General features: G+C 65.2%; 14 protein-coding genes. 13 read left to right on the forward strand and 1 reads right to left on the reverse strand.

The window, feature by feature from the left end:
- The first annotated feature begins 9 nt into the window (after positions 1 to 9).
- The 11 genes from AC0GNR_RS12425 (at position 10) to trhO (ending at position 12,441) form a co-directional block, all read left to right on the forward strand.
- Positions 10 to 777: a carbon-nitrogen hydrolase family protein gene (locus AC0GNR_RS12425; RefSeq protein WP_472901270.1), complete on the forward strand. Its 768-nt coding sequence runs from the start codon at positions 10 to 12 to the stop codon at positions 775 to 777.
- A 54-nt stretch (positions 778 to 831) separates the two neighbouring features.
- Complete coding sequence (locus tag AC0GNR_RS12430; RefSeq protein ID WP_472901271.1) at positions 832 to 2,481, forward strand: isovaleryl-CoA dehydrogenase; 1,650 nt, start codon at positions 832 to 834, stop codon at positions 2,479 to 2,481.
- Between the two features lie 70 nt (positions 2,482 to 2,551).
- Positions 2,552 to 3,487: a glutathione S-transferase family protein gene (locus tag AC0GNR_RS12435; RefSeq protein WP_472901272.1), complete on the forward strand. Its 936-nt coding sequence runs from the start codon at positions 2,552 to 2,554 to the stop codon at positions 3,485 to 3,487.
- A complete protein-coding gene (locus tag AC0GNR_RS12440; RefSeq protein WP_472901273.1) occupies positions 3,484 to 3,975 on the forward strand; it encodes a GNAT family N-acetyltransferase in 492 nt (163 codons plus the stop codon). The genes AC0GNR_RS12435 and AC0GNR_RS12440 overlap by 4 nt, the downstream gene beginning before the upstream one ends.
- Before the next feature lie 19 nt (positions 3,976 to 3,994).
- Entirely contained in the window at positions 3,995 to 4,903 is a 909-nt protein-coding gene (locus AC0GNR_RS12445) for an SDR family oxidoreductase (protein WP_472901274.1), read from the forward strand.
- Positions 4,900 to 5,493, forward strand: a complete 594-nt coding sequence (locus AC0GNR_RS12450) for an HD domain-containing protein (protein ID WP_472901275.1) — start codon at positions 4,900 to 4,902, stop codon at positions 5,491 to 5,493. Before AC0GNR_RS12445 ends, AC0GNR_RS12450 begins: the two co-directional genes overlap by 4 nt.
- Before the next feature lie 391 nt (positions 5,494 to 5,884).
- Positions 5,885 to 8,293 (forward strand): Tex family protein, encoded by a 2,409-nt coding sequence (locus tag AC0GNR_RS12455; RefSeq protein ID WP_472901276.1) that lies wholly within the window; start codon positions 5,885 to 5,887, stop codon positions 8,291 to 8,293.
- A gap of 180 nt (positions 8,294 to 8,473) precedes the next feature.
- Complete coding sequence (locus tag AC0GNR_RS12460; RefSeq protein ID WP_472901277.1) at positions 8,474 to 9,301, forward strand: HDOD domain-containing protein; 828 nt, start codon at positions 8,474 to 8,476, stop codon at positions 9,299 to 9,301.
- A gap of 106 nt (positions 9,302 to 9,407) precedes the next feature.
- Positions 9,408 to 10,241 carry an HDOD domain-containing protein gene (locus tag AC0GNR_RS12465; protein ID WP_472901278.1) on the forward strand — a complete coding sequence of 278 codons (834 nt, stop codon included), beginning with the start codon at positions 9,408 to 9,410 and terminating at the stop codon, positions 10,239 to 10,241.
- 40 nt (positions 10,242 to 10,281) lie between these two features.
- Positions 10,282 to 11,388 carry a patatin-like phospholipase family protein gene (locus AC0GNR_RS12470; protein ID WP_472901279.1) on the forward strand — a complete coding sequence of 369 codons (1,107 nt, stop codon included), beginning with the start codon at positions 10,282 to 10,284 and terminating at the stop codon, positions 11,386 to 11,388.
- Positions 11,389 to 11,448: 60 nt separating this feature from the next.
- Positions 11,449 to 12,441 (forward strand): oxygen-dependent tRNA uridine(34) hydroxylase TrhO, encoded by a 993-nt coding sequence (trhO, locus tag AC0GNR_RS12475; protein ID WP_472901280.1) that lies wholly within the window; start codon positions 11,449 to 11,451, stop codon positions 12,439 to 12,441.
- Between the two features lie 55 nt (positions 12,442 to 12,496).
- Here the strand turns inward: trhO and AC0GNR_RS12480 are convergent, their stop codons facing one another.
- Positions 12,497 to 13,633 carry an iron-containing alcohol dehydrogenase gene (locus AC0GNR_RS12480; RefSeq protein ID WP_472901281.1) on the reverse strand — a complete coding sequence of 379 codons (1,137 nt, stop codon included), beginning with the start codon at positions 13,631 to 13,633 and terminating at the stop codon, positions 12,497 to 12,499.
- A 117-nt stretch (positions 13,634 to 13,750) separates the two neighbouring features.
- On the opposite strand from AC0GNR_RS12480, the gene AC0GNR_RS12485 reads away from it, so the two are divergent.
- Together AC0GNR_RS12485 and AC0GNR_RS12490 are read left to right on the forward strand one after the other, a co-directional pair.
- Positions 13,751 to 14,734 carry an alpha/beta hydrolase gene (locus tag AC0GNR_RS12485; RefSeq protein WP_472901282.1) on the forward strand — a complete coding sequence of 328 codons (984 nt, stop codon included), beginning with the start codon at positions 13,751 to 13,753 and terminating at the stop codon, positions 14,732 to 14,734.
- Entirely contained in the window at positions 14,735 to 15,601 is an 867-nt protein-coding gene (locus tag AC0GNR_RS12490) for a YbgC/FadM family acyl-CoA thioesterase (RefSeq protein ID WP_472901283.1), read from the forward strand.
- Positions 15,602 to 15,722 lie beyond the last annotated feature (121 nt).

The following is a 15,722-nucleotide window of genomic DNA, read 5'->3' on the forward strand; positions in this document are numbered from 1 at the left end:
CCAGTCCCCGTGCACGAGCTGTTCACGATCGCTGCCGCGCAGACCACCCCGGTGGCCGGGGACCGGGTGGCCAATCTGCATCAGCACATTCACATGGTGGAGGTTGCGGCGCGCCACGGTGTGCAGCTGTTGCTGTTTCCCGAACTGTCGTTGTCGGGGTACGAGCCAACCATGCTGAGGCAGTGCCTCACGCCCCCACACGACACCCTCCTGACTCCGTTGAAAGAGGCCGCCCGGCGCCACGCGATGACCCTGGTCGTAGGGGCACCCACGGCGCCGGCCGGGGTGCACAACGCGGAGGCGTTGCCGCACATTTCAGCGCTGGTCATTGGGCCTGATAGCGGTGTGCAGGTCTATCACAAGCAGCACCTGCATCCTGGTGAGGAGCTCTACGCGAGCGCGGGGGGCACTCAGCCGTTCGTGTTCGATGTGTCTGGGCGGCAGTGCGGTCTGGCCATCTGTGCGGACGTGAGTCATGCCACCCACCCGAAGGCCGCGCACGGGGCGGGCGCCACGCTGTATCTGGCGGGAATGGTCGTGTCCGGGCAGGGTTATGCCGCTGATGCAGCCTTGTTGAAAACCCACGCGATCACACACCAGATGCCCGTTCTGCTGGCGAACATGGGCAGCCCTTCGGGTGGTTTTCTGTGCGCAGGACGCAGTGCGTTCTGGGACGAAGCAGGGCGCTGTGTCGCAGCCTTGCCCGGGGATGGTGCCGGCCTGCTGGTGGCGGACCGACAGCAGTCCGACTGGCTGGGTCGGGGTGTTCCGCTCTGATCGGAGCGAGACCAGGCCCCTTGCGTTGGCGATGGATGGACCGTAGGAGCAAACATGACGACCCACGAAGTCTTCAATCAGCCCGAGCCGCTGGTCGATGTCAACCTGTTCGAGGGCAACCGGGCGCTGCAGGATGCACTGCGCTTCAATGCGCCAGCACTCGACACCGCACCGTTGCGCGCCCTCGGCCAGCAGGTCGGCAGCGCGGAGATGCAGCAGCATGCGCGCCTGGCCAATGTGTTCACGCCGCAGCTCAAGAGCCACAGCCGCTTTGGTCACCGCATCGACCAGGTGGAGTTCCACCCGAGCTACCACGCGCTGATGTCGGCGGCCACCGCGGCCGGCCTGCACGGCACCGCGTTTTCGGAGGCCGAGCAGGCCACCGGCATGGCGCACATGAATCGCGCAGCGGGCTTCATGCTCTTCACCGAGCTGGAGCCTTCCATCCTTTGCCCGATCTCCATGACCTACGCGGTCACGCCGGCCCTCAAGGACAACCCGGCCATCTACGCTGACTGGGCGCCCCAGCTCACCAGTCGCGCCTACGACCCGGCGCTGAAGCTCTGGAAAGACAAGGCCGGCGTGACCATGGGCATGGGCATGACCGAAAAGCAGGGTGGCTCCGACGTGCGGGCCAACACGACGCAGGCGGTGCCCGCTGGGTCGGACGACTGGGGCCAGCGCTTCAAGGTGACCGGCCACAAGTGGTTCTTCTCGGCGCCCATGTGCGACGCCTTCCTGATCCTGGCGCAGACGCCCTCCGGCCTGTCGTGCCTGTTCCTGCCGCGCGTGCTGCCCGACGGTTCGCTGAATGCGCTCTTCATCCAGCGCCTGAAAGACAAGCTGGGCAATAAGGCCAACGCCAGTTCCGAAGTGGAGTTCAGCGGTGCTACGGCCTGGCTGGTGGGCGAGGAGGGCAGGGGCGTGCCGCAGATCCTGGCCATGGGCACCATGACGCGGCTGGACTGCGCCCTGGGCACCAGCGCGTTGATGCGCCAGGCGCTCTCCATCGCACTGAACCACACGACCCAGCGCAGCGCCTTCGGCAAAAAGCTGATCGATCAGCCGCTGATGAAAAACGTGCTGGCCGATCTGGCGCTGGAGTCCGAAGCCGCCACCGCGCTGGCCCTGCGGCTGGCGCGCAGCTTCGACCGCGCCGCCAACGACGAGCACGAGCGCGTGATGCAGCGCCTGCTCACGCCCGTGGCCAAGTTCTGGATCTGCAAACGCGGCAGCTATTTCGCCCAGGAAGCCATGGAATGCCTGGGCGGCAACGGCTATGTGGAAGAGGGCGGTGAAGGCATCATGGCGCGCATTTACCGCGAAATGCCGGTGAACAGCATCTGGGAAGGCGCGGGCAACATCATGGCGCTGGACCTGCTGCGTGCCCTGCGCAAGGCCGATGCCGCCGCCGCGCTGGCCCACGAGCTGGCGCCCGCCAAGGGCATGCACCCCGCGCTGGACCACCTAGCGGCCAGCCTGCCCACCCGCGTGGAGCTGATGGCCACCGAAATGGAAGCCCGCCGCCTGGCGCAAGACGTGGCGCTGACCGTTCAGGCCGCGCTGCTGGCGCAAACCGCGCCCGGCGCTGTGTTCGGCGCCTTCTGCGACTCGCGCCTGGGCGGCGACTGGGGCCTGAGCTTTGGGTCGCTGGGCGCAGGCGTGGACTTTGACAGCATCATCCACCGGGCCCTGCCCACGTGAGCCGCGAAATATCCGTTCAGGCTGAGCCTGTCGAAGCCCTCAACAAGACCCGACCCAAACGCGAAACGCCATGACCGACCTCATTCTTCACCACTACCCCACATCGCCCTTTTCTGAAAAGGTGCGCCTGATCCTGGGCCACAAGCAGCTGGCCTGGCAGAGCGTGGTGATCCCGCGCATCATGCCCAAGCCCGATGTGCTGGCGCTCACCGGCGGCTACCGCCGCACCCCGTTTTTGCAGATCGGTGCCGACGTGTACTGCGACACCGCGCTGATTTGCGACGTGCTGGAGCACCGCCAGCCCAAGCCCACGCTCTACCCAGAACACCAAAAAGGCGTGGCCCGCGTGCTGGCGCAGTGGGCCGACAGCACGCTGTTTTGGGCCGCCATGGGCCACAACCTCAGCCCCCGTGGTGCGGCGGCCCTGTTTGCCGGGCAGCCACCCGAAGCCGCGCAAGCCTTTGCCGCCGACCGCGGCGCCATGCGCGCCGGCATGACCAGCCTGCGCCCTGGTGACGCCACCGCCGCCTACAAAAGCTACCTACGCCGCCTGGCCAACATGCTGGAAGACGCGCCATTTTTGCTGGGTGCAGCCCCCTGCGTGGCCGACTTTGCCGCCTACCACCCGCTGTGGTTCAGCCGCGTCATCAACCCGGCCATGGCCGGCGTTCTGGACGCCACCCCGGCCGTGCTCGCCTGGATGGACCGCATGGCCGCGCTTGGCCATGGCCACCTGAGCAAGCTCAGTTCGGCCGAAGCCATTGCCGTGGCCGCTGCCGCCCAGCCCGCACCCTTGGGTGACGAAGCATTTCAGGACGAACACGGCATACCGCTGGGCAGCCGCGTCACCGTGGCCGCCGAAGCCTTTGGCCAGGAGCCCACCGAAGGCATCTTGCGCGCCGCCACCCGCACCCGCTACACGCTGGAGCGCACCGACGAACGCGCGGGCACGTTGCATGTGCACTTTCCGCGCATCGGCTTTGTGCTGCGGGAAGTGCGCGCTTGAGCCCGACCGCTTTGCCCCCAGCCGTTGCACCCGTGGCTTGGCGCTGCCTGCCGTTTGGCGCCTTGTTGCCGCGCACGCTGTACGCGCTGCTGCAACTGCGCAGCGCGGTGTTTGTGGTGGAACAGGCCTGCGCCTTTCAAGACCTGGACGGTGCCGACCCGGCCTGCATGCACCTGCTGGGCGAACGCCTGAACCCCGCAGGCGAACCCGAGTTGCTGGCCTACACCCGCCTGGTGCCGGCGGGCCTCAAGTACACCGAGGCGAGCATTGGCCGGGTGGTGACGGCGCCCACCACGCGCGGCACCGGCTTGGGCCATGTGCTCATGGCCGAGTCGGTGCGCACCCTCTACAGCCTGTGGGGCGTGCAGCCCATCCGCATTGGCGCGCAGGCGCACCTGCAACACTTTTACCAGCAGCACGGCTTTGAAGCCGTGGGCGATTTGTATGACGAAGACGGCATTGCGCACACCGAAATGATCCGGCGCTGAACCACCCACAGGAGACCCCATGATTGAAGACTTCAAAGGCAAAACCGCGGTACTCACTGGCGCCGGCTCGGGCTTCGGGCTTGAATGTGCCCGCATCGGCGCCCGGCTGGGCATGAACCTGGTGCTGGTGGACGTGCAGCAAGACGCGCTGGACAAAGCCCAGGCCGAGATGGAAGCCGCGGGCGCGCAGGTGCTCGCGCGCCGGGTCGACGTGTCCAACGCCGAGCAAATGGATGCTCTGGCCACCGAGGTGCAACAGCGCTTTGGCGCGCCGCACTTCGTGTTCAACAACGCCGGCGTGGGCTCGGGCGGCCTGATCTGGGAAAACTCGGTGAAAGACTGGGAATGGGTGCTGGGCGTGAACCTGTGGGGCGTCATCCACGGCGTGCGCCTGTTCACCCCCATGATGCTGGCCGCTGCCAAGGCCGATCCGGCGTATCGGGGCCACATCGTCAACACCGCCAGCATGGCGGGCCTGCTGACACCGCCCAACATGGGCATTTACAACGTGAGCAAACACGCCGTGGTGAGCCTGACCGAAACGCTCTACCAAGACCTGAAACTGGTGAGCGACCAGGTGAGCGCCAGCGTGTTGTGCCCGTATTTCGTGCCCACCGGCATCAGCCAGAGCCACCGCAACAAACCCGCCGAGCTGGCCGATGAGCAAGCCACCCAGAGCCAACTGATCGGCCAGGCCATGAGCGACAAAGCCGTGAGCTCCGGCAAAATCACCGCCGCCCAGGTGGCCGACATGGTGTTTAGCGCCATGCGCGCCGACCAGTTTTACATCTACAGCCACCCCAAAGCACTGGGCAACGCCCGCCAGCGTTTCGACGCCATCGTGGCCGGCACCAACCCGGCCGATCCGTTTGCCGAACGGCCGGAGATTGGCGAAGGCTTGCGCCAGGCGCTGAGGGCTACCCCATGAACGCTCGCGCCCAATTCACCTGCATGGAAGAAAGCACAAGGGAAGACTGGCAAATCATCGTCCCTGAGGCCATGAAGATGGCCAAGTCGCTGCCTGACCGCATCCTCGACCACCTGCGTCTGCTCGACGGCGACTTTGGCGGATTTCCGGTCGATCGACTGACCCATTCCCGCCAGACCGCCACGCTGGCGCTGCAGGACGGACGGGACGAGGAATACGTGGTGTGCGCGCTGCTGCACGACATTGGCGACACGCTGGGCAGCTTCAACCACCCCGACATCGCCGCCGCCATCCTTAAACCCTTCGTCAGCGACGCAAACCTCTGGATGGTGCAGCACCACGGCGTGTTCCAGGGCTACAACTTCTTCCACCACATCGGGCTGGACCGCCACATGCGCGACCAGTTCAAGGCGCACCCACACTACGACCGCACGGCCGAATTCGTCGAGCTGTACGACAACCGGGCCTTCGACCCCGCCGTGGAAGCCCTGCCGCTCGACCACTTCGAGCCCATGCTGAGGCGCCTGATGGCAACACCCCGCAACAGCATCTACAAGGCCGCCATGGAACCGCCGGCTAAGGGGCGCTGAACGAACACCCGCGCTGCGGCGCATTCAAGGCGGTGATGGGGACTCCAAGTCGACCAATCCCTCTGCCAGCGCCAGCACCGACAGCGGTGCGCAGCCTTCTGCCTTGTTGCTGATTGTTACAAAGGCGTTCTGCCCCGCGCCCACCGGGCAACGCACGCAGTAAGGGCGCGCATCCCCGCAAGCGCCGGGACAATGAACTCCTGGATGGCGAGCATCGAGCAGATTGAACGCGAACCGAGGGGCTTCACCAAATGAGCCCAAGCCATTCCGAGCGAGCGGAACACCCATGTGATGGACGACGCTCCGCAATCAGCGTACCGAAATCGGTCACCGCCCATGTGGCAAACTCCCCCGCTTCGAATGACACCGGGCCGCTGGAGCCCCTAGGGACATGCAAAAAATCATCGCGCAGATCGCGCAGGAAATTCGGGTCGGCGTTCACCAGGTCAAGGCCGCTGTCGAGCTGCTGGACAGTGGCGCCACCGTGCCGTTCATTGCCCGTTACCGCAAAGAGGTCACCGACGGACTGGACGACATCCAGTTGCGGGAACTGGAACACCGGCTGGTTTACCTGCGCGAGCTGGAAGACCGCCGTGGCACGGTGCTGAAAAGCATCGACGAACAGGGCAAGCTGACCGACGCTTTGCGCGCCGCCATTGCGGCCGCGCCGACCAAGCAGGAACTGGAAGACCTGTATCTGCCGTTCAAGCAAAAGCGCCGCACCAAAGGGCAGATTGCGCGGGAATTTGGCATTGAGCCGCTGGCCGACAAGCTGTTTGCCGACCCGACGCTGGACCCGCTGGCCGAAGCCGCTGCGTTCACCAGGCCAGCCGAAGTGCTGGACGACGGCAAGCCCGGTGCCGACTTTTCGACGCCGCAGGCGGTGCTGGACGGCGTGCGCGACATTTTGAGTGAGCGCTGGGCCGAAGACGCCACGCTGCTGCAAAACCTGCGCGAATGGCTTTGGGCCGAAGGCCTGCTGAAAAGCACGCTGGTGGCCGGCAAGGATGAAAACCACCCCGATGTGGCGAAGTTTCGCGACTATTTTGACTACGACGAACCCATTGCCCGCGTGCCCTCGCACCGTGCGCTGGCGGTGTTTCGTGGGCGTTCGCTGGAAATGCTGGACGCCAAGCTGGTGTTGCCCGAGCCCGAGCCGGTGCTGACGGCAACCGGCCGGTCCGCGCCCACCGTGTCGCTGGCCGAAGGCCGCATTGCGCTGCACCTGGGCTGGAGCCACAAGGGCCGGGCGGCAGACGATTTGCTGCGCAAATGCGTGGCCTGGACCTGGCGCGTGAAGCTCAGCCTGTCCAGCGAGCGCGACCTGTTTGCCCGCCTGCGCGAAAGCGCCGAGGCGGTGGCGATCAAGGTATTTGCCGACAACCTGCGCGACCTGCTGCTGGCCGCACCGGCTGGCCCGCGCGTGGTGATGGGGCTGGACCCGGGCATTCGCACCGGTGTGAAGGTGGCCGTGGTGGACGCCACCGGCAAGCTGGTGGACACATCGACCGTGTACCCGCACGAGCCCCGGCGCGATTGGGAGGGCTCGCTGCACACGCTGGCCAAGCTGTGTGAGAAGCACGGCGTGAACCTGATTGCCATTGGCAACGGCACGGCGAGCCGTGAAACCGACAAACTGGCCGCCGACCTGATCAAGCTGGTGCAAAAAGGCACCGAACCCGGTCACCCCTGCCACGGCATGCAAAAAGTGGTGGTGAGCGAGGCGGGCGCTTCGGTGTATTCGGCCAGCGAATTTGCTTCTCAAGAAATGCCCGACGTGGACGTGAGTCTGCGTGGTGCGGCCAGCATTGCCCGGCGGTTGCAAGACCCGTTGGCCGAGCTGGTGAAGATCGACCCCAAGAGCATTGGCGTGGGCCAGTACCAGCACGACGTGAACCAGAGCGACCTGGCCCGCACGCTGGACGCGGTGGTGGAAGACTGCGTGAACGGCGTGGGCGTGGACCTGAACACGGCCAGCGTGCCGCTGCTGTCCAAGGTGTCGGGCCTATCAAGCAGTGTGGCCAAGGCGGTGGTGCGCTGGCGCGAGGCCAACGGCGCCTTCAAAAGCCGCCAGCAGTTGCTGGACGTGGCGGGCCTGGGCGCCAAAACCTTTGAGCAGAGCGCGGGCTTCCTGCGCATCCGCGGTGGCGACAACCCGCTGGACATGACCGGCGTGCACCCGGAAACCTACCCGGTGGTCGAAAAAATCATGGCGCAGACCGGCCAGCCGGTGGCAGCGCTCATGGGCCGGGCCGACATGCTCAAAACGTTGCGCCCGGAGCTGTTTGCCAATGAAAAATTCGGTGTCATCACGGTCAAGGACATCCTGACCGAGCTGGAAAAACCCGGCCGCGACCCGCGCCCCGACTTCCAGGTGGCCCGCTTCAACGACGGCGTGGACGACATCAGCGATCTGCGCGAGGGCATGATTCTGGAAGGAACGGTCAGCAACGTCGCGCAATTTGGTGCCTTCATTGACCTGGGTGTGCACCAGGACGGCCTGGTGCATGTGAGTCAGCTGGCGCACAAGTTCGTCAACGACGCCCGCGAAATCGTCAAGACCGGCGACATCGTCAAGGTCAAGGTGATGGAGGTGGATGTGGCGCGCAAGCGCATCGGGTTGTCGATGAAGCTGGGCGACGCACCGGCCTCGTCTGGCCGGGACGGCGGCGCCCGGGACAACCGGTTTGAGCCTGCGCGCCAGGGGCCTCGCTCGGCGCCCCGAGGTGCGCAAGCCCCCGCACAGGCCACACCGTCGGCCATGGCGTCGGCATTTGCCAAGCTGCAGGGCAAGCGCTGAAGCTCGTCCTGCAGTTGGTATTCCCAGCAAACCCTGCTGCCACTATTAAGCGGCTTGATGACCCACTTTTTCGCAGTGCGGGAGGGTGGCTTGGGAGGCGACAGCAGGGGCTCAAGTTGCGGCGGTCTGGGTCGATACCAACAGGTAATACATCCGACCCACCTCTACGGACTTCAGCCCATGCAACTCGAAGCCCTTCTGAACTATCCCCGGGCGCTGCCCACCATGCCGCGCAGCGTCTCCGACTTGCTGGGGGAAATGAACAAGGAAGACCCCAGCCCGAAACGGGTGGGGGAGCTCATTGGCCGCGACCCGGCGCTCACCACCCGCGTGCTGCGGCTGTCGAATTCGGCTTTTTTCCGTGTCAGCCGCAAAGTGGGCAGTGCTGATGAGGCGGTGGCGCTGCTGGGCATGACCCATGTGCGCTCGCTGGTCATGGCGGCCGCGCTGGGCGCGAGTTTCAAAAACGTCCCTGGCGTCGATCTGAAACAGTTTTGGCGCTACAGCCTGCGCGTGGCCGAAATCTCGCGCTCGCTGGCGGGCTTGCTGCGCCAGCACGAAGGCAACGCCTTCACCGCTGGCCTGATCCACGCCATTGGCGACCTGGTGATGCACATTGCCATGCCCGACGAAGTAGGGCCGATCGACATGCGCGTGCCGCCGCTTGACCTGCAGCGCGCCGCCGCCGAAAAAGCGGCTTTTGGCTACACCTATGCCGACGTAGGCGCCGGCATGATCGAAAAGTGGCAGTTTCCCACCACCATGGTGTCGGCACTGGCCAACCAGATTGAGCCTTTTGAAGGCGCCGCCTACGACCCATTGGGCGGTGTGTTGCACCTGGCTTCGTGGCGCGCTCGGGCCGAAGAAATCCAGCTCGACAACAACGGCCTGGTGGCCACGTTCCCCGACATGGTGGGCCTGACTCTCGGGCTCGATCTCGACAGCGTGCTGGGTAAAGATCCCTCCGAATGGTCGTTCAGCCAGGCGATCAGCGCGTTCACCGATTAGCTTCACCGACCAACGAGCTAAAAAGTCTCAAGTCTTGAGGCGCAGAGACGAAATAACACTTAGCGCATATCCGCTGAGACAGACCCCACCGATTGGCAGGCACACCATGCACCTCGACAAGCTCCTGAAACAGCCCAACGCACTCCCGACCGCACCCAAGGTGGTCCGCAAGCTGATCGAGACCTTTGAGCAGGAAGAGGTCGACATGCTGCAGGCGGCGGCCTACATCGAGTCCGATCCGGTGCTTACCGCCAAGCTCCTGAAGATGGCCAACTCGGCCTTCTTTGGTCTGAACCGCTCGGTGACCAACGCACGCGATGCCATGCAGGTGATGGGGCTCATCAAGGTGCGCGCGCTGGTGATTGGCGCCGCGCTGGGCGACAGCTTTCATTGCCTGGGCAGCGTCAACCTCAACCAGTTCTGGCGCTACAGCCTGAACTCGGCCAACCTTTCGCGCTACATCGCCTTGCCCATCAAGGTCGACGAAAACACCGCCTTTACCTCGGGCCTGGTTCATGGCATTGGCGAGCTCATGATGCACATGGCGATGCCCGAGGCGATGATCGACCTGGACCGCAGCATTCCCATGCTGGACCTGAAGCGCGCCCGCGCCGAAAAAGGCCTTTTTGGCTACAGCTACGCCGAAGTGGGTGCCGCGCTGGCACGGGAGTGGAGCTTCCCCAAGAAAATGATCAACGCCATCGAGCACCAGACAGCGCCTTTTGAAAACGATGTGTACGAACCCGTCGCTGGCGTGGTCCACATCGCGTCTTGGCGTGCCCGTGCTGAAGAAATGTCGATAGGCAGCCAGGGTCTGATCAACACCTACCCAGACCCGATCGGCCTGGTGCTGGGCATTGACCCGGACACGGTGATTGGCGAAGAAATTCCGTCGCTGACCCGCCACAAAGAAACACCCGAGACGTCGGAAGCCGGCTAAAACGCGCCGGTCCCCCGGGCTGCGAGACAATCGCGGTCTTATGTCTCTCGCACACCCAGCGCTTAGCCTTTACGCCGGTCCCAAGGCCCGCCAACACATCGCCCAGCACGGTCTGCGCCCGCAAGACGTGGGCGTGATCCCCGCAGCCGCGGGCGGGCCCAAGGGGCTGATTCTGGGTCCGCTGGACCGTTTCATTTTTGGTCAGTGGTTGCCGCAAAGCCAGCAGCGGGTGCACCTGGTGGGTGCGTCCATCGGCGCCTGGCGCATGTCCACGGCTTGTCTGCACGATTCGGTGGCGGCCTTTGAACGGCTGGAACGCGACTACATCGCCCAGCACTACGCGCTGCGCCCGGGCGAAAAACGGCCCAGCGCCCGGCAGGTGAGCGAGCAGTTTGGCCACAGCCTGCAGCAGTTTTATGGCGGGCGCATTGAAGAGGTGCTGAACCACCCGCGTTTTCATCTGCACCTGGTCACTTCGCGCGGGCGCCATGTGTTGGCGCAAGAAGGCGCACTGCGCACGCCGCTGGGCTACCTGGGAGCCTTTGCCGCCAACGCGGTGAACCGCAAGGCGCTGGGGGCCTGGCTGGAGCGGGTGGTGTTTTCATCCACCGCCGCCCCTGGCAAGCAGGCGGTGGCGTTGCCCTTTGGCACGGACGACTTTCGCACCCGCCAGGTGCCGCTGCGCAGCGACAACTTTATGGATGCCTTGCAGGCAAGTTGCTCCATTCCGTTTGTGCTGCGCGCGGTGCAGGGCATTGCGGGCGCGCCGCCCGGGGCCTATTGGGACGGCGGTATCACCGACTACCACCTGCACCTGCGTTACCAGCCGCCCACCACAGCACCCATCGTGCTGTATCCGCATTTTCAACAATCGGTGGTGCCCGGCTGGCTGGACAAGGTGTGGAAGCACCGCCACCCCGCCACCCCGGCGCTGGACCACATGCTGTTGCTGGCGCCCGACCCGGCCTGGGTCAAAACCCTGCCCAACGGCAAACTGCCCGACCGGGGCGACTTCACCCGATACGGGCAGGACCTGGCCGCGCGCATGCAGGTGTGGCAGGCCGCCACCGCTGCCAGCCAGCAGCTGGCCGATGAGTTTGCACAGTGGCTGGAGCGGCCCGACCTGTCCCGCATCGAGGCTTTGTGATGGATCAAACGGGCGCCCATGCATGCCGCCACAACGTGCCGACCGGAGGATAATTCCCCTATGACTTCTGTGACTAATTCCCTTTCTGCCGACACACCCATGGAGGCAACACTCCCGCGCTACCTGACGGCCGCGCTCTACAAGTTTGTGGACCTGCCCGACTACGTGGCCCTGCGCGAGCCCCTGCTGGCTTGCTGCGAGGCGCACCAGGTGAAGGGCACGCTGCTGCTGGCCAGCGAAGGCATCAACGGCACCATTGCCGGGCCCGAGGCCGGTGTGCGCGCCGTGCTGGCCCACCTGCACGCCGACCCGCGCCTGGCCAGCCTGCAGCACAAAGAAGCCTGGGCCGACAAGCCACCTTTTTTACGCATGAAGGTGCGGCTGAAAAAAGAAATTGTCACCCTGCGGGTGCCCGAACTGGACCCCAACAAAACGGTGGGCCAGTACGTGAAGCCACAAGACTGGAACGCCTTGCTGGCCGACCCGGACGTGGTGGTGATCGACACCCGCAACGACTACGAGGTGGTCATTGGCACGTTCAAGGGGGCGATCAACCCCAACATCAAAACCTTCACCGAGCTGCCGGCCTGGCTGGACGCCCAGCCTGCGCTGCAGGCCGGCGTTGGCAAAAAGACCAAGGTCGCCATGTTTTGTACCGGCGGCATCCGCTGCGAGAAGTCCACCGCGCTGATGAAAATGCGTGGTTTTGACGAGGTGTACCACCTGGAGGGCGGCATCCTGAAGTACCTCGAAGAAGTGCCGGCCGAAGAGAGCACCTGGGAAGGTGAGTGTTTTGTGTTTGACGAACGCGTGAGCGTGGGCCACGGCCTGCAGCCCGGTCCCTATGGCCTGTGCCGCTCGTGCCGCTGGCCGCTCAGCGCGCAAGACAAGGCGTCACCGCTTTACGTCAAAGGCGTGAGCTGCCCGCAATGCCACGACAAGCGCAGCCCGGAACAAAAAGCCCACCTGGCAGAACGCCAGCGCCAGGTGGAGCTGGCCGAAGCGCGTGGTGAAGTGCATGTGGGCGCACGCCTGCACAATCACGAGCACTGACCGAGCGCTGAACACGGCCTGAAGCCGCGCGCTCGGCTCACGCGCCCAGGGCCGCTTACATCGACGCTTCCAGCATCTCGCGGTAGTCGGCCACGCTGGCGGTGCGGGGGTTGGTCTTGTGGCAGTGATCGGCCAGCGCGCCGGTGATGATTTTTTCAAACCACGCCCGCTCCACGTGCAGCGCAGCCAAGCCGGTGGGCAAACCCAGGCGGGCATTCATGTCGCGAATGGCTTGCGGTATGTCGCGCCCACTGCGCAAGCCCATGGCATGTGCCATGCGGTCCAGGCGGCGCTCTTTCTGCATCGACTCCGCTTCGGCGTTGAACGCAATCACGGCCGGCAAAAACAGCGCGTTCAAGGTGCCGTGGTGCAAGCGCGGATTCACGCCGCCCAGGCTGTGGCTGAGCGAGTGCACGCAACCCAGCCCCTTTTGAAACGCCATGGCGCCTTGCATGCTGGCGCTCATCATGTTCAGGCGCGCTTCGCGGTCTTGCCCGTCGTGGGTGGCGCGCTCAATGTGCGCCCAGCCGCGCTCAAGGCCGTCCAGCGCAATGCCGTCTGCCGGCGGGTTGAAGGCGGGAGCCATGAAGGTTTCCATGCAGTGGGCAATGGCGTCCATGCCGGTGGCCGCGGTGAGCATGGGCGGCAGGCCCAAGGTGAGTTCCGGGTCGAGCAGGGCGGTTTTGGGCACCAGGTGCCAGCTGTGAAAGCCGAGCTTGCGGCCATCGTCCACGATCACAATGGCGCCGCGCGCCACTTCGCTGCCGGTGCCGGCGGTGGTGGGTACCGCAATCAGGGGGGGCACGCGGTCGGTGATTTTGGGCGAGCCGCCCTCAATGGTGGCGTAGGTCTTCAGCGGGCCTTCGTGGGTGGCGGCAATGGCCACGCCCTTGGCGCAGTCGATGGAGCTGCCGCCGCCCAGCGCTATCAAGCCGTCGCAGCCTTCTCGCTGGTACACCGCCACCGCCGCACGCACCGCCGCTTCGTTGGGGTTGGACGGTGTTTCATCAAACACCGCCAGTGGCACACCGGGCAAGGCAGCCCGCGCTTTTTCCAGCAAGCCCGCTACACGCACGCCAGCGTCGGTGACGATGAGCGGGCGGGTGATGCCCACCCGCTTGCATTCGGCCTGCAGTTGCGCCAGGGCGCCGAACTCGATCAGGATGTTGGTCACATACAGAATTTGGGCCATGCGCGTCTCGTGTGGTGATGGGATAAAACAAAGCAAAACTATACGGCTGCGCTCGCCCAATGCCAATGCCGCCCGCGCGACGGCCGGTCCCGCAAAAGACAGCCACAATGCGCACCCATGTCGCACCACAAGAACCCCCGCGCTCTGCTCACGCCGCTGATGCGTGGGCTGCTCGACCGCATGGCCCGCGCCGGACACCCACCCATGCATGCGCTCACGCCGGCGCAAGCCAAACTGTCGTACGAAGCGGGCGCCACCGTGCTCGACATAGCGCCCCACAAACTGGCTCGGGTGGAGGACCTGAAGCTTCCGGCCCGCGATGGTTTTGAGCTGCACGCGCGCCTGTTTGCGCCGCAAGCCGAGCACCCGCTGCCGGTGCTGCTTTACCTGCATGGCGGTGGTTTCACGGTGGGCAGTGTGGCCACCCACGAAAGGCTGTGCCGCCACTTGGCCCACCTGGGCCGCTGCGCGGTGGTGTCGCTGGACTACCGGCTGGCGCCCGAATGGAAATTTCCTACCGCCGTGGAAGACACCTGGGACAGCCTGGCCTGGTTGCGCGACAACGCCGCTGCACTGCAGCTGGACGGTTCGCGCATCGCCGTGGGTGGCGACAGCGCGGGCGGCACGTTGGCGGCGGTGACCGCCATTGCCGCGCGCGATGCCGGCTGGCCACTGGCGCTGCAGTTGCTGTATTACCCCGGCTGCGCCGGTCACCAGAACACGCCTTCGCACCACACCTTTGCCAAAGGCTTTTTGCTTGAAGAGCCGCACATCACCTACTTTTTTAACCATTACCTGCGCAGCCCGGCCGACCGCGACGACTGGCGCTTTGCCCCGCTGGACGGCGTGGACGGCACCGGCCAGGTGATCGATCTGGACGGCGTGGCACCCGCCTGGGTGGGCCTGGCCGAATGCGACCCGCTCACCGACGAGGGCCTGCTGTACGCCGACCGCCTGCGCATGGCCGGTGTGCCGGTGGACCTGGAGATTTACGCCGGCGTGGTGCATGGTTTCATCAATTTCGGCCGCGCCATCCCGCAGGCGCTGACCGCCCACAACGACGCTGCGCGCGCGCTGCGTCACGCCTTTGGAGACACCTGAATGACCACTTTGAAACGCTCTGACTTTCGTTTTTTTCACCGCATGCGCGTGCGCTGGGCCGAGGTGGACATGCAGAAGATCGTGTTCAACGCCCACTACCTGATGTATTTCGACACCGCCATATCCGATTACTGGCGAGCGCTGTGCCTGCCGTACCAGCCCACCATGGACGCGCTGGAAGGCGACTTGTATGTGGTGAAAGCCACGGTCGAATTCCACGCTTCGGCGCGGGTGGACGACCAGATTGAGGTGGCCATGCAATGCAGCCGCATCGGCACGTCGTCCTTGACCTTCACGGGCGCCATTTTCCGGGGTGACGAGCACCTGATCACGGGCGAAATTGTGTATGTATTTGCCGACCCGGCCACCCAGAAGTCGAAGCCGGTGCCGCCTGCCTTGCGCGAGATCATGCTGGGTTTCGAGGCCGGCGAAGCCATGAGCACGGTGCAGGTGGGGCCCTGGAGCACGCTGGGGCCCGACGCGCAGCGCATCCGCACAGAGGTGTTTGTGCACGAGCAACGCATTCCCAAAGAACTGGAATGGGACGCGGCCGACGCCACCGCGGTACACGCCGTGGCCTACAACCGCCTGGGTGTGCCGGTGGCCACCGGGCGCTACCTGGAGGGCCAGGCGGGCAAGGTGAAGGTGGGCCGGATGGCGGTGAACCGGGTGCTGCGCGGCGGCTACCTGGGGCGCGACGTGCTCCACGCACTGATGAACGCAGCCCGAGCGCAGGGCGCGGATGAGGTGGTGCTGCACGCCCAGCGCAGCGCCGAGGGTTTTTACAGCCGCCTGGGTTACCAGCAGCGGGGAGCGCCTTTTGTAGAGGCCGGGATCGACCATGTGGAGATGTTCACGAAACTCTGACTCCCCCTGGACCGCGTGAGCGGTGCCGCCCTCTGGGTCAAGCGACAATAGCGAACTTTGGTACTGACTCGGCCGCTCTGCAGGCGCCCATGAGCCGGTACCGCGTGCGCAGTGGATCGTC

The sequence above is a fragment of the Hydrogenophaga sp. LT287 genome (assembly GCF_055702805.1).